This window comes from Burkholderia sp. AW33-5 (assembly GCF_053427615.1).
The window spans coordinates 51,180-75,190 of sequence record NZ_JBSAXA010000023.1; the positions used below are offsets into that span (position 1 = coordinate 51,180).

General features: G+C 64.5%; 22 protein-coding genes and 1 tRNA gene. 20 read left to right on the forward strand and 3 right to left on the reverse strand.

What is annotated here, in order from left to right:
• Positions 1 to 213 precede the first annotated feature (213 nt).
• A complete protein-coding gene (locus ACV22V_RS26760) occupies positions 214 to 1,758 on the forward strand; it encodes a 2-isopropylmalate synthase (protein WP_059533224.1) in 1,545 nt (514 codons plus the stop codon).
• Between the two features lie 80 nt (positions 1,759 to 1,838).
• Here the strand turns inward: ACV22V_RS26760 and ACV22V_RS26765 are convergent, their stop codons facing one another.
• From ACV22V_RS26765 to ACV22V_RS26775, 3 genes are all read right to left on the reverse strand, one after another.
• Entirely contained in the window at positions 1,839 to 3,389 is a 1,551-nt protein-coding gene (locus ACV22V_RS26765; protein ID WP_448016018.1) for a SulP family inorganic anion transporter, read from the reverse strand.
• A gap of 36 nt (positions 3,390 to 3,425) precedes the next feature.
• On the reverse strand, positions 3,426 to 4,067 hold the full coding sequence (locus ACV22V_RS26770; RefSeq protein ID WP_223961014.1) for a carbonic anhydrase: 642 nt from the start codon (positions 4,065 to 4,067) through the stop codon (positions 3,426 to 3,428).
• A 385-nt stretch (positions 4,068 to 4,452) separates the two neighbouring features.
• On the reverse strand, positions 4,453 to 4,965 hold the full coding sequence (locus tag ACV22V_RS26775; RefSeq protein ID WP_059533217.1) for a hypothetical protein: 513 nt from the start codon (positions 4,963 to 4,965) through the stop codon (positions 4,453 to 4,455).
• 190 nt (positions 4,966 to 5,155) lie between these two features.
• On the opposite strand from ACV22V_RS26775, the gene ACV22V_RS26780 reads away from it, so the two are divergent.
• From ACV22V_RS26780 to nuoL, 19 genes are all read left to right on the forward strand, one after another.
• Positions 5,156 to 6,415 carry a branched-chain amino acid ABC transporter substrate-binding protein gene (locus ACV22V_RS26780; RefSeq protein ID WP_448016019.1) on the forward strand — a complete coding sequence of 420 codons (1,260 nt, stop codon included), beginning with the start codon at positions 5,156 to 5,158 and terminating at the stop codon, positions 6,413 to 6,415.
• Between the two features lie 119 nt (positions 6,416 to 6,534).
• On the forward strand, positions 6,535 to 6,804 hold the full coding sequence (gene rpsO / locus ACV22V_RS26785; RefSeq protein WP_006398792.1) for a 30S ribosomal protein S15: 270 nt from the start codon (positions 6,535 to 6,537) through the stop codon (positions 6,802 to 6,804).
• A gap of 290 nt (positions 6,805 to 7,094) precedes the next feature.
• A complete protein-coding gene (pnp, locus tag ACV22V_RS26790; RefSeq protein ID WP_059533215.1) occupies positions 7,095 to 9,242 on the forward strand; it encodes a polyribonucleotide nucleotidyltransferase in 2,148 nt (715 codons plus the stop codon).
• A 140-nt stretch (positions 9,243 to 9,382) separates the two neighbouring features.
• Positions 9,383 to 10,402: an NAD(P)H-quinone oxidoreductase gene (locus ACV22V_RS26795; protein WP_223961010.1), complete on the forward strand. Its 1,020-nt coding sequence runs from the start codon at positions 9,383 to 9,385 to the stop codon at positions 10,400 to 10,402.
• 140 nt (positions 10,403 to 10,542) lie between these two features.
• A complete protein-coding gene (gene tpiA, locus ACV22V_RS26800) occupies positions 10,543 to 11,298 on the forward strand; it encodes a triose-phosphate isomerase (RefSeq protein WP_124522488.1) in 756 nt (251 codons plus the stop codon).
• A gap of 72 nt (positions 11,299 to 11,370) precedes the next feature.
• Positions 11,371 to 11,748 (forward strand): preprotein translocase subunit SecG, encoded by a 378-nt coding sequence (secG, locus tag ACV22V_RS26805; RefSeq protein WP_059533209.1) that lies wholly within the window; start codon positions 11,371 to 11,373, stop codon positions 11,746 to 11,748.
• Between the two features lie 111 nt (positions 11,749 to 11,859).
• Positions 11,860 to 11,944 (forward strand) — tRNA-Leu (locus tag ACV22V_RS26810).
• 154 nt (positions 11,945 to 12,098) lie between these two features.
• A complete protein-coding gene (locus ACV22V_RS26815) occupies positions 12,099 to 12,458 on the forward strand; it encodes an NADH-quinone oxidoreductase subunit A (protein WP_006398798.1) in 360 nt (119 codons plus the stop codon).
• 62 nt (positions 12,459 to 12,520) lie between these two features.
• Positions 12,521 to 13,000 carry a NuoB/complex I 20 kDa subunit family protein gene (locus ACV22V_RS26820; protein WP_006398799.1) on the forward strand — a complete coding sequence of 160 codons (480 nt, stop codon included), beginning with the start codon at positions 12,521 to 12,523 and terminating at the stop codon, positions 12,998 to 13,000.
• A gap of 20 nt (positions 13,001 to 13,020) precedes the next feature.
• The gene (locus tag ACV22V_RS26825; protein ID WP_059502607.1) at positions 13,021 to 13,623 is read left to right on the forward strand and encodes an NADH-quinone oxidoreductase subunit C; all 603 of its coding nucleotides are present in this window, start codon (positions 13,021 to 13,023) and stop codon (positions 13,621 to 13,623) included.
• Between the two features lie 9 nt (positions 13,624 to 13,632).
• Positions 13,633 to 14,886: an NADH-quinone oxidoreductase subunit D gene (locus ACV22V_RS26830; RefSeq protein WP_012364320.1), complete on the forward strand. Its 1,254-nt coding sequence runs from the start codon at positions 13,633 to 13,635 to the stop codon at positions 14,884 to 14,886.
• A gap of 168 nt (positions 14,887 to 15,054) precedes the next feature.
• Positions 15,055 to 15,540, forward strand: coding sequence for an NADH-quinone oxidoreductase subunit NuoE (nuoE, locus tag ACV22V_RS26835; RefSeq protein ID WP_006478266.1), 486 nt, complete (start codon positions 15,055 to 15,057; stop codon positions 15,538 to 15,540).
• Complete coding sequence (gene nuoF, locus ACV22V_RS26840) at positions 15,537 to 16,847, forward strand: NADH-quinone oxidoreductase subunit NuoF (RefSeq protein ID WP_006756904.1); 1,311 nt, start codon at positions 15,537 to 15,539, stop codon at positions 16,845 to 16,847. The genes nuoE and nuoF overlap by 4 nt, the downstream gene beginning before the upstream one ends.
• Positions 16,848 to 16,931: 84 nt before the next feature.
• The gene (gene nuoG / locus ACV22V_RS26845) at positions 16,932 to 19,262 is read left to right on the forward strand and encodes an NADH-quinone oxidoreductase subunit NuoG (protein ID WP_448016020.1); all 2,331 of its coding nucleotides are present in this window, start codon (positions 16,932 to 16,934) and stop codon (positions 19,260 to 19,262) included.
• On the forward strand, positions 19,263 to 20,330 hold the full coding sequence (gene nuoH, locus ACV22V_RS26850) for an NADH-quinone oxidoreductase subunit NuoH (RefSeq protein ID WP_059533202.1): 1,068 nt from the start codon (positions 19,263 to 19,265) through the stop codon (positions 20,328 to 20,330).
• 15 nt (positions 20,331 to 20,345) lie between these two features.
• Positions 20,346 to 20,834: an NADH-quinone oxidoreductase subunit NuoI gene (nuoI, locus tag ACV22V_RS26855; protein ID WP_011885529.1), complete on the forward strand. Its 489-nt coding sequence runs from the start codon at positions 20,346 to 20,348 to the stop codon at positions 20,832 to 20,834.
• 114 nt (positions 20,835 to 20,948) lie between these two features.
• The gene (locus tag ACV22V_RS26860; protein ID WP_059533200.1) at positions 20,949 to 21,599 is read left to right on the forward strand and encodes an NADH-quinone oxidoreductase subunit J; all 651 of its coding nucleotides are present in this window, start codon (positions 20,949 to 20,951) and stop codon (positions 21,597 to 21,599) included.
• Positions 21,600 to 21,617: 18 nt separating this feature from the next.
• The gene (gene nuoK, locus ACV22V_RS26865) at positions 21,618 to 21,923 is read left to right on the forward strand and encodes an NADH-quinone oxidoreductase subunit NuoK (protein WP_004185739.1); all 306 of its coding nucleotides are present in this window, start codon (positions 21,618 to 21,620) and stop codon (positions 21,921 to 21,923) included.
• Between the two features lie 17 nt (positions 21,924 to 21,940).
• Positions 21,941 to 23,995, forward strand: a complete 2,055-nt coding sequence (nuoL, locus tag ACV22V_RS26870; RefSeq protein ID WP_059533198.1) for an NADH-quinone oxidoreductase subunit L — start codon at positions 21,941 to 21,943, stop codon at positions 23,993 to 23,995.
• Positions 23,996 to 24,011: the final 16 nt, after the last annotated feature.

The following is a 24,011-nucleotide window of genomic DNA, read 5'->3' on the forward strand; positions in this document are numbered from 1 at the left end:
CACCCAGCGGAATGCCGCTATAGTCTTCGGCATGACTGCATTTTCCCGCCTCTCCCTCCTTCTAGCCGGTGCGCCGCTACGCGCGCTAGCTTTGGCGCGCCTGCCGCGCTGACCGTTCTCGCCCTCCGTCAAGCCTCGTCTGTTGTTGAGCGTCGCCAGCGGTGGCGCGATCTCATTACGTTTGATTCCCGTATAAAGAGCCCTGGAGCCCCCATGACAGACAAGCTGATCATTTTCGATACGACGTTGCGTGACGGTGAACAATCGCCCGGCGCGTCGATGACGAAGGAAGAGAAAGTCCGCATCGCGAAGCATCTCGAGCGGATGAAGGTCGACGTGATCGAGGCCGGCTTCGCGGCCAGCTCGAACGGCGACTTCGACGCGATCCACACGATCGCCGGCCTGGTGAAGGACAGCACGATCTGCTCGCTGGCGCGCGCCAACGACAAGGACATCCAGCGTGCGGCCGACGCACTGAAGCCGGCCAACAGCTCGCGGATCCACACGTTCATCGCGACGTCCCCGCTGCACATGGAGAAGAAGCTGCGGATGACGCCGGACCAGGTGTTCGAGCAGGCGCGCCTCGCGGTGCGCTTCGCGCGCAAGTTCACCGACAACGTCGAATTCTCGCCGGAAGACGGCAGCCGTTCGGATCTCGACTTCCTGTGCCGCGTGCTGGAGGCCGTGATCGCCGAGGGGGCGACGACGATCAACATCGCCGACACGGTCGGGTACGGCGTGCCGGAGCTCTACGGCAACCTCGTGAAGACGCTGCGCGAACGCATTCCGAACTCGGACAAGGCGATTTTCTCCGTGCACTGCCACAACGACCTCGGGATGGCGGTGGCGAACTCGCTCGCCGGCGTGAAGATCGGCGGTGCGCGGCAGGTCGAGTGCACGATCAACGGTCTCGGCGAGCGCGCGGGCAACACGTCGCTCGAGGAAATCGTGATGGCCGTGAAGACCCGCAAGGACTACTTTGGCCTCGACGTCGGCATCGACACGACGCAGATCGTGCCGACGTCGAAGCTCGTGTCGCAGATCACCGGTTTCGTCGTGCAGCCGAACAAGGCCGTGGTCGGTGCGAACGCATTCGCGCACGCGTCGGGCATCCACCAGGACGGCGTGCTGAAGGCGCGCGACACCTACGAGATCATGCGCGCGGAAGATGTGGGCTGGACCGCGAACAAGATCGTGCTCGGCAAGCTGTCGGGCCGCAACGCGTTCAAGCAGCGCCTGCAGGAACTCGGCGTGTCGCTCGACAGCGAAGCCGAACTGAACGCCGCGTTCATGCGCTTCAAGGACCTCGCCGATCGCAAGGCCGAGATCTTCGACGAAGACATCATCGCGATCGTCTCCGAAGAATCGGCGCTCGCGCAGGAGCAGGAGCACTTCAAGTTCGTGTCGCTGTCGCAGCGTTCGGAGACGGGCGAGCAGCCGCAGGCGAAGATCGTGTTCGCGGTCGAAGGCAAGGAAGTGACCGGCGAGGCGCGCGGCAACGGGCCGGTCGACGCGACGTTCAACGCGATCGAGGGCGAAGTCGGCAGCGGTTCCGAACTGCTGCTGTATTCGGTGAACGCGATCACGACCGGCACGCAGGCGCAGGGCGAGGTGACCGTCCGGCTGTCGAAGAGCGGGCGGATCGTCAACGGCGTCGGCACCGATCCGGACATCGTCGCGGCGTCCGCGAAGGCGTACATTTCGGCGCTGAACAAGCTGCATTCGAAGGACGACAAGGTCAACCCGCAGCGCTCGTAAGCGCTGCGCGTCGAGCGCTCGACGCATACGAAACGCCCCGTGCGGCCTTGCGCCGCCCGGGGCGTTTTTTCATGCGCCGCTCATTCGGCCGCCGGCGCGCGGAACAGCCAGCGGCGCGCGGCCGCGCGAGGCGCCGGGCTGCGGCGGCGGAATTCGACCGCGATCCCGCGCCGCGGCGCATCGGCGACGAACGCGTCGAGCAGTTCGAGCACGTCGTGATCGATGTAGTCGGCGCGCGTCGCGTCGATGATCACGGCCGCGCGGTCGGGAATGTGCCGCAGATGATGCTTGACCTGCACCTTGCCGAGGAACGACACGTCCTTGCGGAACGACAGCAGGAAGTGGTCGTCGTGCTGCGCGAGCGCGACGGGGCTTTTCAGGTTCGCGACCGCGACCGCCAGCACGCTGCACGCGAGGCCGACGGCGATGCCGAACAGCAGGTCGACCGCCAGCACGCCCGCGATCGTCGCGGCGAACGGCGCGAACGCGGCCGGGCCCTGCTTCAGCACCGAGCGGAACAGCGCCGGTTTCGCGAGCTTGAAGCCGGTGTGGATCAGGATCGCCGCGAGGCTCGCGAGCGGGATCAGGTTGATCAGCCCGGTGAGCGCGAACACGCTGGCAAGCAGCAGGATTCCGTGCACGATCGCCGACATCCGGCTTTGCGCACCCGCGTTCACGTTCACCGAACTGCGCACGATCACCGACGTGATCGGCAGCCCGCCGAACGCACCGGCGACGAGATTGCCGACGCCCTGGGCCTTCAATTCGCGGTCCGGCTGCGTCGGGCGGCGCTTCGGGTCGATCTGTTCGACCGCCTCGAGGCTCAGCAGCGTCTCGAGGCTCGCGACGACCGCGAGCGTGATCGCGACGCGCCACACGTCCGGATTGACGAGCTGCGCGAAGTTCGGGCCGAGCTCGGCGTGCTTCAGCGATGCCGCGAGCGCCGCGAACGATTCGAGTTCCGGCAGCGTGACGCGATGCGCAGCGCCCGGCGCGACCGACGGCGCAATGACGCCGAGCACCAGCGTCGCGCCGATGCCGAACACGACGACCGCGAGCGGCGCGGGCACCGAGCGCACCCGGCCGAAGCGCTTGAACGCCGGTGTGTCCCAGGCGATCAGCAGCGCGAGCGAGACAAGTGCGATGGCCGTCGCGGCCCAGGCGGTCGGCAGGCTCGTCCATGACGCAAACGATTGCGCGGCCGGCCCGCCGATGCCGAATGCGAACGGAATCTGCTTTACGATCAGCAGCAGGCCGATCGCCGCGAGCATGCCCTTGATGACGGGCGACGGCACGTACGCGGCGAAGCGGCCGGCGCGGAGCATGCCGAAGCCGAACTGCAGCACGCCGGACAACAGCACCGCGAGCAGGAACGCGGAAAAGCTGCCGAGTTGCGCGATCCCTTCGACGACGATCACGACGAGGCCGGCGGCCGGTCCGCTGACCGACAGCGACGAGCCGCTCAACAGCGCGACGATGATGCCGCCGACGATGCCGGACACGAGCCCGGCGAACGGCTCGACGCCGGACGCATTGGCGATGCCGAGACACAACGGCAGCGCGACGAGGAAAACGACGATGCCGGCGACGATGTCGCGCGGCAGGGTGGACAGGCGCTCGTTCAGTTTCATGGTTGGGGTGATTTCATTGGCGTAGGGGGAGGCGGATCAGCCGAGCGCGGCGGCCATGGCGGCATGCTCCGGCTCGGCTTCGGCCGGTGGTGCCATATAGCCGGAGTCGAGTTCCTTCAGGCGGCCGTCCGCGAGTGAAAAGATCCAGCCGTGAACGAGGGGCGGCCGCTGCCGGCCATGCACGATCGGCGACGCGCGCAGCAGCCGCACTTGTTCGAGCACGTTGAGCTCGGCCAGGCGGTCGGCCGCCGCCGTGTCGTCGAGTCCGTCGAGCGTGTCGCGATGGCGCCGTGCGAGCGCGCACAGCGGCGCGATGCGGCGCGCGACGTGCGGCAGGTCGGCGGGCGGCGGCAGCAGCGACGCGCGCACGCCGCCGCATCCGTAGTGGCCGCACACGATCACGTGGTCGACTTCGAGCACGCGCACGGCGTACTCGAGCACGCTCGCCGAATTGTCGTCGTCGGGATGGAACAGGTTCGCGATGTTGCGATGGACGAACAGCTCGCCGGGCACGCAGTGCGTGATGGTTTCGGCGGGCACCCGGCTGTCGGCGCAGCCGATCCACAGCACCCGAGGGTTCTGGCCGCGCGCGAGCGCATCGAAGAAGCCGGGCGTGTGTTCGCTCGTTTCGCGGGCCCAGGCGATGTTGGCAACCAGCATGCTCTTGGGGCGATTCATGAGGACTCCTTTGTGATAAGGACAAGCAGATACCGGACGAAGTGGAGCAATAGGATGCTTTCTAGATTGAAAGGTTCAATTTCGTCCGATATTAGGGGTATGCCCTAACGTCCGGTGCCAATGATACAAATTGTTTCAACTGGATCTGGAGAGGTGCATCGAATGCACCAATCCAACGCATGACATGTATCGTGCATGCCTGTTTCCCGCTGGCGCCCATGGCACGGGGCTTCGCATAATGCGGTCAGCACAGCTTCGATCGGAAAGGATTGCCGCGTCGAATTGGAAATTAATCGAATATGACGGAAAAAAAGAAATGGCCACTCACGCAATAATTCGTGAATGGCCATTGTGAAAATTGCGTGTAAATACGCAATCGATCCGATCAGAACAGGTTGCGACGGTCGGGGTCGTGCAGCGGGTCCGGCGTTTTTTGCGTGGTGCGCAGAATGCCTTGCGGGTCGAAGTAGAAGCTGTACATCATGTACCAGACGTTGTCTTCGAGATAGCGGTAGGTCCACACCTCGCGCTTCATCAGCGGGAAGTAGGACGTCTCGACCGGGCGGCCGAAATTGACGAGCACGTCGGTCTTGGTCCACTTGCCGATTTCCGCGCGATAGAACTCGCTCGGCTGTAGCACCTGACGGACGTTGACGATCCGATGGGCCGCGTCGACGTCGGCCGCGACGGTGATTTCGCCCATCGGCTGGGTCGGCCACATCAGACGCTTGCCGCCGCCGGGCAGATCGTAGATCTCGCGCGGCGGGCCCATGCGCGCGACGATCGCCGACTCGTCCTGGCCGGCCTGGTATTGCTGCCACGGCTGTGCACAACCGGCAAGCAGCGCCGCCGCGCAGGCGACCAGCGCCGGCAGGCGCACGGGAAGGCGAATGGGCATGGGATTCTCCAGGGCTTTCTAACTGTTCAGTTGTATCACGGACGGCGCGCGCCGGCGCATCATGCCGAAAAAATCGGTGCGGATCGCGGCAGGCGCGTCGTCGGGGCGTCGCATCGCGCCGCGCTTGCGGCCGGCAGTGTCTGCGGCCTATGATCCGCGCTTCTCGGACAGATCGAAGGGCAGGGAGCCGATGCAGCTGTGGAAACGATGCGCGCTCGCATTGAGCGCGGGGTGGACGCTGGCGTCGTGCGCGTTCGCAGCAGGCGAGCCGGTGCGGATCGCGCTGATAGAAGGAATGTCGGGCCCGTTTGCGAACGCGGGCGCGGCGGTCGAGCGCAACCTCCGCTTCGGCATCGAACAGGTCAATGCGGCGGGCGGCGTGAAACTGCGCGATGGCGCGCACCCGCTCGAACTCGTCGTGCTCGGCAGCAAGGGCAGCCCGGAGGAGGCGCTCGTGCAGTTGCGCGCGGCGGCGGACCGGCACATCGGCTTCGTCGCGCAGGGCAACAGCTCGGCAGTCGCGGCCGCGCTCGTCGCGGCGCTCGACAAGCTGAACACGCGCAATCCGGACAGCCGGATGCTGTTCCTCAACTATTCGGCCGACGATCCGGCGCTGACCGGTGCGCGCTGCAGCTTCTGGCATTTCCGCTTCGACGCGCACGCGGGGATGCGGATGGCCGCGCTGGCCGACGTGATGGCGCGCGACCGCGCGCTGCGCAAGGTCTACCTGCTGAACCAGGACTACAGCTTCGGTCACGACGTCAGCGGTCTGGCCCGGCAGGCGCTGGCCGAGCGGCGTCCCGACGTGACGATTGCCGGCGACGAATTCCATCCGATCGGCCGCATCAAGGATTTCTCCCCTTATATCGCGAAGATCCGGGCGAGCGGTGCGGACGCGGTCGTGACCGGCAACTGGGGCAACGACCTCACGCTGCTCGTGAAGGCGGCACGCGAGCAGGGGCTGAACGCGAAGTTCTATACGTTCTACGGCAACAGCCTCGGCGCGCCCGCCGCGCTGGGCGATGCGGGCGTCGGGCGGGTGGTGGCCGTTGCGGACTGGCATCCGAACGCAGGCGGCGCGAAGTCGGACGCGTTTTACCGCGCGTTCCGGACTCGTTTTCCCGCCGCTCAGGACGACTACCCGGTGCGGCGCATGAGCCTGATGATCGAGATGCTCGCGGCGGCGATGACTCGGGCAGGCTCGACCGACCCCGTGGCGGTGGCGCGTGCGCTGGAGGGGCTGTCGTTCGACGACGGCTTCCACGCGTCCACGATGCGCGCGCAGGATCATCAGTTGATCCAGCCCCTTTACGTGATGGAGATGGACAAGGCCGGCATGCCGGGCGTGCGCTTCGACAACGAGGGCTCGGGATATGGCTTCCGGACGATCCTCGCGGTGCCTGCGCAGCGCACCCAGACGCCATCGACCTGCTCGATGACGCGCCCGTGACAGGGGGCGGTAGGAACGGCGTGCAGTTGTGCTACAATGCCCGCCGGTTGTAAGTCACGGCACGGCCATTCTTCCGTGTCCGCCTGTTCAGTTAGCAAGTAGGAAACAAAGGAAATCACATGTCTGTTGCAGATATCAAGAAGTCGGAAGTCGTTGCTCAGTTCGCCCGCGGTACCAACGACACGGGCTCGCCCGAAGTCCAGGTCGCACTGCTGACCGCACGTATCGTCGAACTGACGGGTCACTTCAAGACCCACGCGAAGGACCACCACAGCCGCCGCGGCCTGCTGCGCATGGTGAGCCGCCGCCGCAAGCTGCTCGACTACCTCAAGGGCAAGGATGCCGACCGTTACCGCGCACTGATCGAGAAGCTGGGTCTGCGTAAGTAATCGAGGCGATTGCCGCCAGCAAGATGCCTGTGTCAGTCCGCTGATGCAGGCATTTTGTTTTTGCGCGGTGCGTAGCGTCACGCGCACCGCGGGTTGTCCGGCACGTGAGTGCCGGCTGCCGGAACGGCTGATACCGGGGTCGGGATTTGTGTCATTCCAGCGCGCCGCTCGACGAGCGCCGCGCTGGAATGGCATAAAAAACACACCTTGCTCCGGGTGATTCGGTCGGGACGCCGCCGCACGGGATGGCCCGGGCGGCGAATGAAATGAATGAATTCAAAGGAGCAACCATGTCCATGTTCAACAAGGTCGTGAAGGAATTCCAGTGGGGCCAGCACAAGGTGCGCCTCGAAACCGGTGAAGTCGCTCGCCAGGCGAGCGGTGCCGTGATCGTCGACGTGGAAGACACCGTCGTGCTGGCAACCGTCGTCGGCGCGAAGTCGGCGAAGCCGGGCCAGGATTTCTTCCCGCTGACCGTCGACTACCTCGAAAAGACCTACTCGGCCGGCAAGATCCCGGGCGGCTTCTTCCGTCGCGAAGGCCGTCCGTCGGAACACGAGACGCTGACGTCGCGCCTGATCGACCGTCCGCTGCGCCCGCTGTTCCCGGAAGGCTTCTACAACGAAGTGCAGGTCGTGATTCACGTGCTGTCCGTGAACCCGGAAATCCCGGCGGACATCCCCGCGCTGATCGGTGCATCGGCTGCGCTCGCCGTGTCGGGCCTGCCGTTCAACGGTCCGGTCGGTGCCGCGCGCGTCGCGTACATCGACAACGCATACGTGCTGAACCCGACGCGTGACCAGATCAAGGCATCGAGCCTCGACCTCGTCGTCGCCGGTACGGAGCGTGCGGTGCTGATGGTCGAATCGGAAGCCGACCAGCTGCCGGAAGACGTGATGCTGGGCGCGGTCGTGTTCGGCCACGAGCAGATGCAGACGGCGATCGATGCGATCCACGAACTCGTGCGCGAAGGTGGCAAGCCCGAGTGGGACTGGCAGCCGGCACCGAAGAACGAGGCGCTGATCGCGCGCGTGACGGAACTGGCGCACGGCGACCTGCTCGCCGCTTACCAGCTGCGCGACAAGCAAGCGCGTTCGACGAAGCTGAAGGAAGTCTACGCGGCGACCTCGGCGAAGCTCGAGGAAGACGCGCTGGCGGCCGGCACGGTCGCGGCCGACAAGGCTACCGTCGGCAACATCCTGTTCGACATCGAAGCGAAGATCGTCCGTTCGCAGATCCTGAACGGCGAGCCGCGCATCGACGGTCGCGACACGCGCACCGTGCGTCCGATCGAGATCCGTACCGGCGTGCTGCCGCGCACCCACGGTTCGGCGCTGTTCACGCGTGGCGAAACGCAGGCGCTCGTCGTCGCGACGCTCGGCACGAAGGGTGACGAGCAGATCATCGACGCGCTCGAAGGCGAATACCGCGAGCGCTTCATGCTCCACTACAACATGCCCCCGTTCGCGACCGGCGAAACGGGTCGCGTCGGCTCGCCGAAGCGTCGTGAAATCGGCCACGGCCGTCTCGCGAAGCGCGCGCTGGTCAAGTGCCTGCCGAGCGCCGACGAATTCGGCTACTCGATCCGCGTCGTGTCGGAAATCACCGAATCGAACGGTTCGTCGTCGATGGCGTCGGTGTGCGGCGGCTGCCTCGCGCTGATGGACGCCGGCGTGCCGATGAAGGCGCACGTCGCGGGTATCGCGATGGGCCTGATCCTCGAAGGCAACAAGTTCGCGGTGCTGACCGACATCCTCGGCGACGAGGATCACCTTGGCGACATGGACTTCAAGGTAGCCGGCACGGAGCAAGGCGTGACGGCGCTGCAGATGGACATCAAGATCCAGGGCATCACGAAGGAAATCATGCAGGTCGCGCTCGCGCAGGCGAAGGAAGGCCGCATGCACATCCTCGGCAAGATGACGTCGGCGGTCTCGGGTGCGAACACGCAACTGTCGGAATTCGCGCCGCGCATGATCACGATCAAGATCAACCCGGAAAAGATCCGCGACGTGATCGGCAAGGGCGGTTCGGTGATCCGTGCGCTGACGGAAGAAACCGGCACGACCATCGACATCTCGGATGACGGCGTCGTGACGATCGCGAGCACGAACAGCGAAGGCATGGCCGAAGCGAAGAAGCGCATCGAGCAAATCACGGCCGAGATCGAAGTCGGCCAGGTGTACGAAGGCACGGTGCTCAAGCTGCTCGATTTCGGCGCGATCGTGAATCTGCTGCCGGGCAAGGACGGCCTGCTGCACATCTCGGAAATCGTCAACGAGCGCGTGAAGGACATCAACGACTACCTGAAGGAAGGTCAGCAGGTGAAGGTCAAGGTGATCCAGACGGACGAGAAGGGTCGCGTGCGTCTGTCGGCGAAGGCGCTGCTGAACGAAGCAGCGGCAGCGTCGCAGTCGGATACGCCGCCGCAGCAGTAAGCGGACAGGCGTGAGAACGGCCGGCAGTGCGAAAGCGTGCCGGCCGTTTTTTCTGTAGCATCGTTGTGCGGCGCAGCAGCGCCGGCGAGGCGCCCGTGCCGCGCACGGGTGCGCCCCCGACTGATCCTGGAGCGACCACCATGAAAGCCATCGAAATCACCGAATTCGGCGCCCCCGACGTGCTGAAGCTGGCGGAGCGTCCGCGCCCCGAACCGAAGCGCGGCGAAGTGTTGATCAAGGTGACGGCTTCCGGCGTGAACCGGCCGGACGTATTCCAGCGCAAGGGCGCGTATGCGCCGCCGCCGGGGGCGTCGGATCTGCCGGGCCTCGAGGTCGCGGGCGAGATCGTCGGCGGTGACCTGTCGGATGCGGCGCTGAACCCGTTCGGCCTGAAGCTGGGCGATCGCGTCTGCGCGCTGCTCGCGGGCGGCGGCTATGCCGAATATGCGGTTGCGCCGCTGCCGCAATGCCTGCCGGTGCCCGACGGGCTGACCGACATCGAGGCCGCATCGCTGCCCGAGACCTTCTTCACGGTGTGGAGTAACGTGTTCGACCGTGCGCTGCTCGGCGCGGGCGAGGGCGGCGAGCAGGAAACGCTGCTCGTGCAGGGCGGCTCGAGCGGGATCGGCGTGACGGCGATCCAGATCGCGCACGCGCTCGGCTTTCGCGTGTTCGCGACGGCCGGGAATGCCGACAAATGCCGCGCATGCGAGGCGCTCGGCGCCGAGCGTGCGATCAACTACAAGACCGAGGACTTCGTCGAGGTGGTCAAGTCGCTGACGCACGATCGCGGCGTCGACGTGATCCTCGACATGGTCGCGGGCTCGTACGTGCCGCGCGAACTGTCCGCGCTCGCGGATGGCGGCCGCCTCGTGCTGATCGCGTTGCTCGGCGGCGCGAAGGCCGAGGTCAACCTGAATGAAATCCTGCGCCGCCGGCTGACGGTGACGGGCTCGACGCTGCGTCCGCGTCCGGTCGAATTCAAGGCGCGCATCGCCGCGCAGCTGAAGGCGCGCGTCTGGCCGCTGCTCGCGGACGGTCGCATCAAGCCCGTCATCTACCGCGTGCTGCCGGCAGGGGAGGCCGCGCAGGCGCATGCGTTGATGGAAAGCGGCGAGCACATCGGCAAGATCGTGCTTGATTGGGGCGCGAACGCGTGACGGCCCGTGCGGCGGGCTTGACATGCGCGTTTGACCGGTTCAAGCCGCGCGCAGTAAAATCGTGGGTTTGCTTCGCCAGATCCAACCTGACGGGCCGGTTTCCGGCGCGTTAATGACAAGATAGTGACGAGACAGACACGATGTCGAAACAACGAACGAAGCGAGTGATCGGCAACTGGAAGATGCACGGCCGGCTGGCCGGCAACCAGGCATTGCTGAACGAAGTGGTGCAGGGCGCGGGCGCGGTGGCGGCCGAGACGTCGATCGGCGTGTGCGTGCCGTTCCCGTATCTCGCGCAGGTTCAGGCGCAGCTCGCCGGCGGCCGTGTCGCGTTCGGCGCGCAGGACGTGTCCGCGCACGAGCAGGGCGCGTTCACCGGTGAAGTGGCGGCCGCGATGGTGGCGGAGTTCGGCGCGCAGTATGCGATCGTCGGTCACTCGGAGCGTCGCGCGTATCACGGCGAGCGCAGCGAAACCGTCGCCGCCAAGACGCAGCGCGCGCTTGCGGCGGGCCTCACGCCCGTCGTGTGCGTCGGTGAAACGCTCGACGAGCGCGAAGCGGGTGCGACCGAGCAGGTAGTCGGTGCGCAGCTCGACGCCGTGCTGGCCGTGCTGACGGCTGACGAGGCCGCACGCATCGTCGTCGCATACGAGCCGGTCTGGGCGATCGGCACGGGCAAGAGCGCGACGTCGGCGCAGGCGCAGGACGTGCACGCATTCCTGCGTGCGCGTCTCGCGGCGAAGGGGGCGGCGGACGTATCGGTGCTGTACGGCGGCAGCGTGAAGCCGGACAACGCGGAAGAGCTGTTCGCGCAGCCTGACATCGACGGCGGCCTGATCGGCGGCGCGTCGCTGAAGGCGGAAGATTTCCTGGCGATCTGCCGGGCCGCACGTTGAGCGGTCCAGGATCGAATTGAACCATGATGGCGGCCGGTTGGTCCGGTTGCCTGATCCAATCGGGTGGGTGTGATGCTGTTATTCAAGACGCTGATTATTGTCGTGCAGGTGCTGTCTGCACTCGGTGTGATCGGACTCGTGCTGCTGCAGCACGGCAAGGGCGCCGACATGGGCGCGGCATTCGGCAGCGGCGCGTCGGGCAGCCTGTTCGGTGCAACGGGCTCCGCCAACTTCCTGTCGCGCACGACGGGCATTCTCGCGACGATCTTCTTCGTCGCGACGCTCGCGCTGACGTACCTCGGTTCGTACAAGTCGACGCCGTCGGCCGGCGTGCTCGGCACCGCCGCGACCGCGCCGGCATCGGCGCCCGCAGCGTCGGCGCCGGCCGTCGCCGCGTCCGCTGCCGCGGGTTCGGCGGCGAGCGCGCCGGGTCAGGATGTCCCGAAATAAAAAGTCGAATTTTTTGCGTTTGTGCGTTGAACAAATCTGGAACTCGGGTTAGAATTTAATTCTTGAAGCGATTCGCGGGAAACAAGCAGCACAACCCGAGTTGCATGCAGTGCCGACGTGGTGAAATTGGTAGACACGCTATCTTGAGGGGGTAGTGGCGAAAGCTGTGCGAGTTCGAGTCTCGCCGTCGGCACCAAAGTTACTCAATGCCAGCCGCTTCTAGTGGCTGGCATTTTTCATTTCTGGGGTGTGCCTTGCGATTGTCTTGTGATCGCACGCACTCCGAAATGATTCCTTCCGCCGGAAGTGGTATTCTCCGGACGCTCAGAACCAACCGATAGAGGATTGCCTTGAACCTCGCAGCCTATTACCCCGTCTTGTTGTTCCTCCTCGTGGGCACTGGTTTAGGTATAGCGCTGGTCAGCATCGGCAAGCTCCTTGGTCCCAATAAGCCGGACGTCGAGAAGAACGCACCGTATGAGTGCGGCTTCGAAGCCTTTGAAGACGCCCGGATGAAATTCGACGTCCGGTACTACCTCGTCGCCATCCTGTTCATCATCTTCGATCTCGAAACCGCATTCCTGTTTCCGTGGGGCGTCGCGCTCCGGGACATCGGCTGGCCGGGTTTCATCGCAATGATGATTTTTCTGCTCGAATTCCTGCTGGGCTTTGCCTATATCTGGAAGAAAGGCGGCCTCGACTGGGAGTGATGGGTTAATCGCCGGTTTGCATGGGCGGCCACGCTGGGCCGCTCGTCTGGAGTGGAAAGCAAATGAGTATCGAAGGGGTCTTGAAGGAAGGGTTTGTCACCACGACGGCTGACAAGCTGATCAACTGGACGCGTACCGGCTCGCTGTGGCCGATGACGTTCGGGCTCGCGTGTTGCGCCGTCGAGATGATGCATGCGGGCGCGGCCCGCTATGACCTGGACCGATTCGGGGTCGTGTTCCGTCCGAGCCCGCGTCAGTCGGACGTGATGATCGTCGCCGGCACGCTGTGCAACAAGATGGCGCCCGCGCTGCGCCGTGTGTACGACCAGATGGCCGAGCCGCGCTGGGTGATCTCGATGGGGTCGTGCGCGAACGGTGGCGGTTATTACCACTACTCGTACTCGGTGGTCCGCGGTTGCGACCGGATCGTGCCGGTCGACGTCTACGTGCCGGGCTGTCCGCCCACGGCCGAGGCGCTGGTCTACGGCGTGATCCAGCTTCAGGCGAAGATCCGCCGCACCAATACCATCGCCCGTCAATAAAGCCCCGAGCGTCCCTCAATATGGCAAGCAAAATCGAGACCCTCAAGGCAAACCTCGAAGCCGCGCTCGGCGCGCGCGTGGTGAGCCTCACCGAAGCGATCGGTGAACTGACGCTCGTCGTGAAGGCGAGCGACTACCTCGAAGTCGCAAAAATGCTGCGCGACGATCCGAAGCTCCGTTTCGAGCAACTGATCGACCTCTGCGGCGTCGACTACCAGACCTACGGCGACGGCGCCTACGACGGCCCGCGTTTCGCGGCCGTGTCGCAGCTGCTGTCGGTCACGAACAACTGGCGCCTGCGCCTGCGCGTGTTCGCGCCGGACGATGATCTGCCGATCGTGGCATCGCTCGTCGACATCTGGACCTCCGCAAACTGGTACGAGCGCGAAGCGTTCGACCTGTACGGCCTCGTGTTCGAGGGTCACCCCGATCTGCGTCGCATCCTCACCGACTACGGCTTCATCGGCCATCCGTTCCGCAAGGACTTCCCGGTGTCGGGTTATGTCGAAATGCGTTACGACCCGGAAGAGAAGCGGGTCGTCTACCAGCCGGTGACGATCGAGCCGCGCGAAATCACGCCGCGCGTGATCCGCGAGGATCGCTATGGCGGTCTGAAACATTAAGGGGGCGTCATGGCAGAAATCAAGAACTACACCCTCAACTTCGGTCCGCAGCACCCGGCAGCGCACGGCGTGCTGCGCCTCGTGCTCGAGCTCGACGGCGAAGTCATCCAGCGTGCCGATCCGCACATCGGCCTGCTGCATCGCGCGACTGAAAAGCTCGCGGAAAACAAGACCTTCATCCAGTCCGTGCCGTACATGGACCGTCTCGACTACGTGTCGATGATGGTCAACGAGCACGGCTACGTGCTCGCGATCGAGCGTCTGCTCGGCATCGACGTGCCGGAGCGCGCGCAGTACATCCGCGTGCTGTTCGACGAGATCACGCGCGTGCTGAACCACCTGATGTGGATCGGCGCGCACGCACTCGACGTCGGCGCGATGGCGGTGTTCCTGTACGCATTCCGCGAGCGCGAAGACCTGATGGACGTGTACGAAGCGGTGTCCGGTGCCCGGATGCACGCGGCGTACTACCGTCCGGGCGGCGTCTACCGCGACCTGCCTGACGCAATGCCGCAATACAAGGCGTCGAAGATTCGCAACGAGAAGGCGCTTGCGAAGATGAACGAAGCGCGCAGCGGCTCGGTGCTCGACTTCATCGACGACTTCTTCACGCGCTTCCCGAAGTGCGTCGACGAATACGAAACGCTGCTGACCGACAACCGGATCTGGAAACAGCGTCTGGTCGGGATCGGCGTCGTCAGCCCGGAGCGTGCGCTGCAGATGGGTCTGACGGGCCCGATGCTGCGCGGCTCGGGTATCGCGTGGGACCTGCGCAAGAAGCAGCCGTACGAAGTGTACGACCGCATGGATTTCGACGTGCCGGTCGGCGTGAACGGCGATTGCTACGACCGCTATCTGGTGCGCGTCGAGGAAATGCGCCAGTCGATCCGCATCGCGAAACAGTGTATTGAGTGGCTCCGCAAGAATCCGGGCCCGGTGATGACCGACAATCACAAGGTTGCGCCGCCGTCGCGCGTCGGCATGAAGACCAACATGGAAGACTTGATTCACCACTTCAAGCTCTTCACCGAAGGTTTTCACGTGCCGGAAGGCGAAGCGTACGCGGCTGTCGAGCATCCGAAGGGCGAATTCGGCATCTACCTCGTGTCGGATGGTGCCAACAAGCCGTATCGCCTCAAGATCCGCGCACCGGGCTTTGCGCACCTTGCGTCGCTCGACGAAATGGCGCGCGGTCACATGATTGCCGACGCCGTCACGATCATCGGTACGCAGGACATCGTGTTCGGCGAAATCGATCGCTAATGGTCGCGCCGCCCGCGCGAGCGGGCGGCGAGCAGTAAGTCACACGCGATGCGCGCTGAACCGGCGCGGCTTCGCAAGCTGTCAACAGTGAGCGCCAGGTCTGCCGTCCTTGCACAGCAGTGCGGCAGGTTGTTCGTTCGGTAGGAATTGAAAGAGTCGTGTCTGAAAATGATCTCAGCTGAAGGCCTGAAGGAAATCGATCGAGCGTTGACGAAGTATCCCGCCGATCAGAAACAGTCCGCCGTGATGTCGGCGTTGGCCGTCGCTCAGGAAGAGCACGGCTGGCTGTCGCCCGAACTGATGCAGTTCGTCGCGGACTATCTCGGCATGCCGGCCGTCGCCGTGCAGGAAGTCGCGACGTTCTACACGATGTACGAGCTCAAACCGGTCGGCAAGCACAAGATCACGCTCTGCACGAACCTGCCGTGCCAGCTTGGCCCGCACGGCGGCGCGGAAGCGACTGCCGACTACCTGAAACAGAAGCTGGGCATCGGCTTCGGCGAGACCACGCCCGACGGCAAGTTCACGCTGAAGGAAGGCGAATGCATGGGCTCGTGCGGCGATGCGCCGGTGCTGCTGGTGAACAATCACAGAATGTGCAGCTTCATGAGCCGCGAGAAGATCGACCAGCTGCTTGAGGAGCTCTCGAAATGACGTCCCTCCACGACCGTCACATCAAACCGCTGATCCTCGCTGGTCTGAACGGCGAGAACTGGCATCTCGAAGACTACGTTGCGCGCGGCGGCTACAAGCAGCTGCGCCGCATTCTCGAAGAAAAGATTCCGCCGGAGCAGGTGATCGCCGACGTGAAGGCGTCGGGCTTGCGTGGCCGTGGCGGTGCGGGCTTCCCGACCGGCCTGAAGTGGAGCTTCATGCCGCGCCAGTTTCCGGGGCAGAAGTACCTCGTCTGCAACTCGGACGAAGGCGAACCGGGCACGTTCAAGGATCGCGACATCCTGCGCTGGAACCCGCACGCGCTGATCGAAGGCATGGCCATCGGCGCGTACGCGATGGGCATCACCGTCGGCTACAACTACATCCACGGCGAAATCTTCGAAGTGTATCGACGCTTCGAGGCCGCGCTCGATGAAGCGCGTGCCGCGGGTTTCCTCGGCGACAACATCATGGGCTCGGAATTCTCGTTCCAGCTGCACGCGCACCACGGTTACGGCGCGTACATCTGCGGCGAGGAAACGGCGCTGCTCGAGTCGCTCGAAGGCAAGAAGGGCCAGCCGCGCTTCAAGCCGCCGTTCCCGGCGAGCTTCGGCGTGTACGGCAAGCCGACCACGATCAACAACACCGAGACGTTTGCCGCGGTGCCGTTCCTGCTGTCCATCGGGCCGCAGAATTACCTCGAGATCGGCAAGCCGAACAACGGCGGCACGAAGATCTTCTCGGTGTCGGGCGACGTCGAGCGTCCGGGCAACTATGAAGTGCCGCTCGGCACGCCGTTCGCGACGCTGATGGAGCTCGCCGGCGGGATGCGCGGCGGTCGCAAGATCAAGGCCGTGATTCCGGGCGGTTCGTCGGCACCGGTGATCCCGGGCGACATCATGATGCAGACCGATCTCGATTACGACTCGATCGCGAAGGCGGGCTCGATGCTCGGCTCCGGCGCGGTGATCGTGATGGACGAGACGCGCTGCATGGTGCGTTCGCTGCTGCGCCTGTCGTACTTCTACTACGAGGAATCGTGCGGCCAGTGCACGCCGTGCCGTGAAGGCACCGGCTGGCTGTATCGCGTCGTGAATCGTATCGAGCACGGCGAAGGTCGCCAGGAAGATCTGGACCTGCTGAACTCGGTTGCCGAGAACATCATGGGCCGCACGATCTGCGCGCTCGGCGATGCGGCGGCGATGCCGGTACGCGGGATGCTCAAGCATTACTGGGACGAATTCGCGTACCACGTCGAGCACAAGCACTGCATGGTCGGCGGCCACGCGCACGCGGCGGCAGCCTGAAGCGAAGCACCGGTTGCGGAATTTGAGTGCACGGTCGGGCGAAGGCGCGAACGGGCGGAAATAGGTTAAGGACCATTCACCATCATGGTTGAACTTGAAATAGACGGCAAGAAGGTCGAGGTGCCCGAAGGCAGCATGGTGATCCAGGCTGCGCACAAGGCGGATACGTACATTCCTCACTTCTGCTATCACAAGAAACTGTCGGTCGCGGCCAACTGCCGGATGTGTCTCGTCGAAGTCGAGAAGATGCCGAAGGCCGTGCCTGCCTGCGCGACGCCCGTGTCGGCCGGCATGATCGTGCGCACGCAGTCCGACAAGGCCGTGAAGGCGCAGCAGTCGGTGATGGAATTCCTCCTCATCAACCACCCGCTCGACTGCCCGATCTGCGATCAGGGCGGCGAATGCCAGCTGCAGGATCTGGCGGTCGGCTACGGCAAGTCGTCGTCGCGCTACTCGGAAGAAAAGCGCGTGGTGTTCCACAAGAACGTGGGCCCGCTGATCTCGATGGAAGAAATGTCGCGCTGCATCCACTGCACGCGCTGCGTCCGCTTCGGCCAGGAAATCGCCGGCGTGATGGAGCTCGGCATGCTGGGTCGCGGCGAGCACTCGGAAATCACGACGTTCGTCGGCAAGACGGTCGACTCCGAACTGTCGGGCAACATGATCGACCTGTGCCCGGTCGGCGCGCTGACCAGCAAGCCGTTCCGCTACAGCGCCCGTACGTGGGAACTGTCGCGCCGCAAGTCGGTGAGCCCGCACGATTCGGTCGGCGCGAACCTCGTCGTGCAGGTGAAGAACAACCGCGTGATGCGCGTGCTGCCGTTCGAGAACGAAGCGATCAACGAATGCTGGATCTCGGACAAGGATCGTTTCTCGTACGAAGGCCTGAACAGTGAAGAGCGCCTGACGAAGCCGATGCTGAAGCAGGGCGGCCAGTGGATCGAGACCGACTGGCAGACCGCGCTCGAATATGTCGCGAAGGGTCTGAAGGGCATCGCCGCGGATCACGGCGCGAACGCGCTGGCGATGCTCGCGAGCGCGCACAGCACCGCTGAAGAGCTGTTCCTCGTGAAGCAGCTCGCCAGCGAACTGAAAACGCCGAACGTCGACTTCCGTCTGCGTCAGCAAGATTTCTCGGCGCCGGTCCAGGGCGCACCGTGGCTCGGCATGCCGATCGCCGATCTGTCGAGCGTGGATGCCGCGTTCGTCGTCGGTTCGTTCCTGCGCCGCGACCACCCGCTGTTCGCCGCGCGCCTGCGCCAGGCCGCGAAGAACGGCGCGAAGCTGCACTTCCTGCACGCGACCGCCGACGACTCGCTGATCCCGACCGCGAAGCGCATCGTCGCCGCGCCGTCGGCATGGCTCGACGAGCTGGCCGGCATCGCCGCCGCCGTCGCGCAACTGCGCGGCGTCGCGCTGCCGGACGCGCTGGCGGGCATCACCGCATCGCCGGCGGCACAAGCAGTCGCCCAGTCGCTCGCGAACGGCGAGCGCCGCGCGGTGCTGCTCGGCAATGCGGCCGTCCGTCACCCGCAATTCGCGAAGCTGCACGCCGTTGCACAGTGGATCGCCGGCAACACGGGCGCCACGTTCGGTTTCCTGACGGAAGCGGCGAACACGGTCGGCGCGCACGTCGTCGGCGCACTGCCGGGCGAGGGCGGCCTGAACGCACGCGAAGCGTTCGCGCAGCCGCGCAAGGGCTACGTGCTGCTGAACGTCGAACCGGAATTCGACACGGCCGATCCGGCGCAGGCACTTGCCGCGCTGAACCAGGCCGAAATGGTCGTCGTGATGTCGCCGTTCAAGCACGGCCTCGATTATGCCGACGTGCTGCTGCCGATCGCGCCGTTCACGGAAACGGCAGGCACGTACGTGAACGCGGAAGGCTCGGTGCAGAGCTTCAACGGCGTCGTGCGTCCGCTCGGCGATACGCGTCCGGCGTGGAAGGTGCTGCGCGTGCTCGGCAGCCTGCTCGGCCTGCCGAACTTCGAATACGAAACGGCGGAAGAAGTGCGTCTCGCGGCGCTCGGCGACGCAGGCGTCGCGAAGCGTCTGTCGAACCAGGCGTCGGTCGCGCCGGCACGCGTCGCGGCAGCTGCCGCGAACGGCGGCTTCGAGCGCCTCGCCGACGTGCCGATCTATCATGCCGACGCACTCGTGCGCCGCGCCGGTGCGCTGCAACTGACGGCCGCCGCGAAGATGGCGAACGCCGCAGCCCTGCCGGCCGCGCTGTTCGACAAGCTGGGCTTGAAGGAAGGCGACGCGGTGCGCGTGCGCCAGGGCGAGCGTGCGGTGCAGTTGCCGGCCGTGCGCGACGCGAATCTTGCGGAGACGGTCGTTCGCGTGTCGGCGGCGACGCCTGCCGGCGCAGCGCTCGGCAGCCTGTCCGGTGAACTGGTGGTGGAGAAGGCGTAAATGAGCTTGTTCGATACGATCAACGCGGGCGGAGCCCAGCTTCTCGGCGTCGCGTGGCCGACGGTGTGGGCCGTCGTGCGCATCCTCGTCGTCGCCGTCGTGATCCTGCTGTGCGTCGCGTACCTGATTCTGTGGGAACGCAAGCTGATCGGCTGGATGCACGTGCGTCTCGGCCCGAACCGCGTCGGCCCCGGCGGCCTGCTGCAGCCGATCGCCGACGTGCTGAAGCTGCTGCTGAAGGAAGTGATTCAGCCGAGCGCCGCCAGCCGTTGGCTGTACCTGATCGCGCCGGTCATGACCGTCGTGCCGGCGTTTGCCGTGTGGGCGGTGATCCCGTTCCAGGCCGAGGCCGTGCTCGCGAACGTGAACGCGGGCCTGCTGTATGCGATGGCGATCTCGTCGATCGGCGTGTACGCGGTGATTCTCGCCGGCTGGGCGTCGAACTCGAAGTATGCATTCCTCGGTGCGATGCGCGCCGCGGCGCAGATGGTGTCGTACGAAATCTCGATGGGCTTCGCGCTGGTGCTCGTGCTGATGACGGCCGGCAGCCTGAACCTGTCGGAAATCGTCGGCTCGCAACAGCACGGCTTCTTCGCCGGCCACGGCGTGAACTTCCTGTCGTGGAACTGGCTGCCGCTGCTGCCGGCGTTCGTCGTCTACTTCGTGTCCGGCATCGCCGAAACGAACCGTCACCCGTTCGACGTGGTGGAAGGGGAGTCGGAGATCGTCGCGGGTCACATGATCGATTACTCGGGCATGGCGTTCGCGCTGTTCTTCCTCGCCGAGTACATCAACATGATCGTGATCTCGGCGCTGGCCGCGACGCTGTTCCTCGGCGGCTGGGACGCACCGTTCGAATTCCTGTCGTTCATTCCGGGCATCTTCTGGCTGGTGCTGAAGGTATTCGCGCTGCTGTCGGTGTTCATCTGGGTGCGCGCGACGTTCCCGCGCTACCGTTACGACCAGATCATGCGTCTGGGCTGGAAGGTGTTCCTGCCCGTCACGGTGATCTGGGTGGTCGTGGTCGGCTTCTGGATGATGTCGCCGCTCAACATCTGGGTGAAGTAAAGATCGGACGAAATCATGACGGCAATCCAACACTTCTTTAAGACCTTCTTCCTGACGGAGCTGCTGAAGGGGCTCGCGCTGACCGGTCGTTACACGTTCCGGCGCAAGTTCACCGTGCAGTTCCCGGAAGAGAAGACCCCGATTTCGCCGCGTTTCCGCGGGCTGCATGCGCTGCGCCGCTATGAAAACGGCGAAGAGCGCTGCATCGCGTGCAAGCTCTGCGAGGCCGTGTGCCCCGCGATGGCGATCACGATCGAGTCGGAAACGCGCGCGGACAACACGCGCCGCACGACGCGCTACGACATCGACCTGACGAAGTGCATCTTCTGTGGTTTCTGCGAGGAAAGCTGCCCGGTCGATTCGATCGTCGAGACGCAGATCCTCGAGTATCACGGCGAAAAGCGCGGCGACCTGTATTTCACGAAGGAAATGCTGCTCGCGGTGGGCGATCGCTACGAGAAGGACATCGCTGCGGCGAAGGCCGCCGACGCGCCGTATCGTTGATTGTGTTTGCAGTGCCGGCCCGGCATGAACGGGCCGAGCCGCCGCGACGGGTGCGGCACGCGAGAGCGTCCCGCAAGCCGCGCCTGACTATGGCCTAACGATGAACCGGTAATCATGGAATTCACGACCGTACTGTTCTACATCTTCGCGCTGCTCCTGGTGGTATCAGGGCTGAAGGTGATCACTTCGCGCAACCCGGTGGCGTCTGCGCTTTTCCTTGTGCTGGCGTTCTTCAACGCCGCCGCGATCTGGATGCTGCTGGAAGCGGAGTTCCTCGCGATCCTGCTGGTGCTGGTGTACGTGGGCGCCGTGATGGTGCTGTTCCTGTTCGTCGTGATGATGCTGGACATCAACATCGATTACCTGCGCCGCGACTTCAAGCGCTTCGTACCGATGGCGACCGTCGTCGGCGCGATCATCGTGGTCGAGACCGCGCTGATCCTGTGGCGCGGCTACGGCGACACGCACACGGTGCACGCGATGGCGACGGGCGCGATGGCCGACTGGTCGAACACGCGCCTGATCGGCAAGGTGATCTACACCGACTACATCTTCGCGTTTGAAATCGCAGGCCTGGTGCTGCTGGTCGCGATCATCGCCGCGATCGGGCTGACCGAGCGCAAGGGCAAGGACAGCAAGCGCCAGCGCGTGTCGGATCAGGTCAAGGTGCGCCGTAATGACCGCGTGCGCCTCGTGAAGATGGAAGCGGACAAGCCGCAGCCGGAAACGGCGCAGAGCGAAGCCGGTACGAGCACCAACGGCTAAGCGGAGGAAAAGAAAACCATGCTGACTCTTGCTCATTACCTCGTGCTCGGCGCGATCCTCTTTGCGATCGCGATCGTCGGGATCTTCCTGAACCGCCGCAACATCATCATCATCCTGATGGCGATCGAACTGATGCTGTTGGCGGTGAACACCAACTTCGTCGCGTTTTCGCACTACCTCGGCGACGTGCACGGCCAGATCTTCGTGTTCTTCGTGCTGACCGTCGCCGCAGCGGAAGCCGCGATCGGTCTCGCGATTCTGGTGACCCTGTTCCGTAAGCTCGACACGATCAATGTCGAGGATCTCGATCAGCTCAAAGGTTAATTTCAGGCAACGCTGTTATGTCAACGACACTCAATGAAAACCTGCTGCTGGCGATTCCGCTCGCTCCGCTGGCCGGCTCGCTGATTGCGGGGCTGTTCGGGAACGCAGTGGGGCGCAAGGGCGCACACCGGATCACGATCCTCGGCGTATTGATCGCGTTCCTCCTGTCGGCGAAAGTCTTCCTCGACGTGATGGGCGGCGCGAGCTTCAACGCGACCGTCTACGAATGGATGAACGTCGGCTCGCTGAAACTCGAAGTCGGCTTCCTCGTCGATTCGCTGACCGCGATGATGATGGTCGTCGTGACCTTCGTCTCGCTGATGGTGCACGTGTACACGATCGGCTACATGTCGGAAGAAGATGGCTACCAGCGCTTCTTCTCGTACATCTCGCTGTTCACGTTCTCGATGCTGATGCTCGTGATGAGCAACAACTTCCTGCAACTGTTCTTCGGTTGGGAAGCGGTGGGTCTGGTGTCGTACCTGCTGATCGGCTTCTACTTCACGCGTGAGAGCGCGATCTACGCGAACATGAAGGCGTTCCTCGTGAACCGCGTGGGCGACTTCGGCTTCCTGCTGGGCATCGGCCTGCTGCTGGCGTTCGCGGGTTCGATGAACTACGGCGAAGTGTTCGCGAAGCGCGCCGAGCTCGCAAGCCTGCACTTCCCGGGCACCGACTGGGGCCTGCTGACCGTCGCCTGTATCTGCCTGTTCATCGGCGCGATGGGTAAATCGGCGCAGTTCCCGCTGCACGTGTGGCTGCCCGACTCGATGGAAGGCCCGACCCCGATCTCCGCGCTGATTCACGCAGCGACGATGGTGACGGCCGGCATCTTCATGGTGTCGCGCATGTCGCCGCTGTTCGAACTGTCGGATACCGCGCTGTCGTTCATCACGGTGATCGGTGCGATCACGGCACTGTTCATGGGCTTCCTCGGGATCGTCCAGAACGACATCAAGCGTGTCGTCGCGTACTCGACGCTGTCGCAGCTCGGCTACATGACCGTCGCGCTCGGCGTGTCCGCTTACCCGGTCGCCGTGTTCCACCTGATGACGCACGCGTTCTTCAAGGCGCTGCTGTTCCTCGGCGCCGGTTCGGTGATCATGGGCATGCACCACGACCAGGACATGCGCAACATGGGCGGCCTGCGCAAGTACATGCCGATCACGTGGATCACGTCGCTCGTCGGTTCGCTGGCGCTGATCGGTACGCCGTTCTTCTCGGGCTTCTACTCGAAGGACTCGATCATCGACGCGGTGAAGCTGTCGCATCTGCCGGGTTCTGGCTTCGCGTACTTCGCGGTCGTCGCGAGCGTGTTCGTCACGGCGCTGTACTCGTTCCGCATGTACTTCCTGGTGTTCCACGGCGAAGAGCGTTTCCGCAAGCCGAAGCATCCGGAATCGCCGATGGGCATGGCGGCCGCGCACGGCCACGACGATCACGGCCATGGCCACGGTCATGACGACCACGCGCACGAGCCGCACGAGACCCCGTGGGTCGTGTGGGTGCCGCTGGTCCTGCTGGCAATTCCGTCGGTGATCATCGGTGCGATCGCGATCGGCCCGATGCTGTTCGGCGACTTCTTCCAGCACGGCGTCGCGTTCGACAAGGTGATCTTCATCGGCGAAAACCATCCGGCACTGGCCGAGATGGCCGAAGAGTTCCACGGCTGGGTGGGCATGGGTCTGCACTCGGTGTCGGGCCTGCCGGTGTGGCTGGCGCTCGCCGGTGTCGTCGTCGCGTGGTTCCTGTACCTGAAGCGTCCGGAGCTGCCGGCGTCGATCCGCCGCGCGTTCGGTCCGATCTACACGCTGCTGGACAACAAGTACTACATGGACAAGATCAACGAAGTGGTGTTCGCCCGTGGTTCGGTGGCGATCGGCCGCGGCCTGTGGAAGGAAGGCGACGTCGTCGTGATCGACGGTCTCGTCAACGGCAGCGCGCGGTTCATCGGCTGGTTCGCCGGCGTGATCCGCTTCCTCCAATCCGGTTACATCTATCACTACGCGTTCGCCATGATCATCGGCATGCTGGGGCTCCTGACCCTGTTTGTAACGCTCGGCGGCAAATAAGGCGGGGGGACAACAC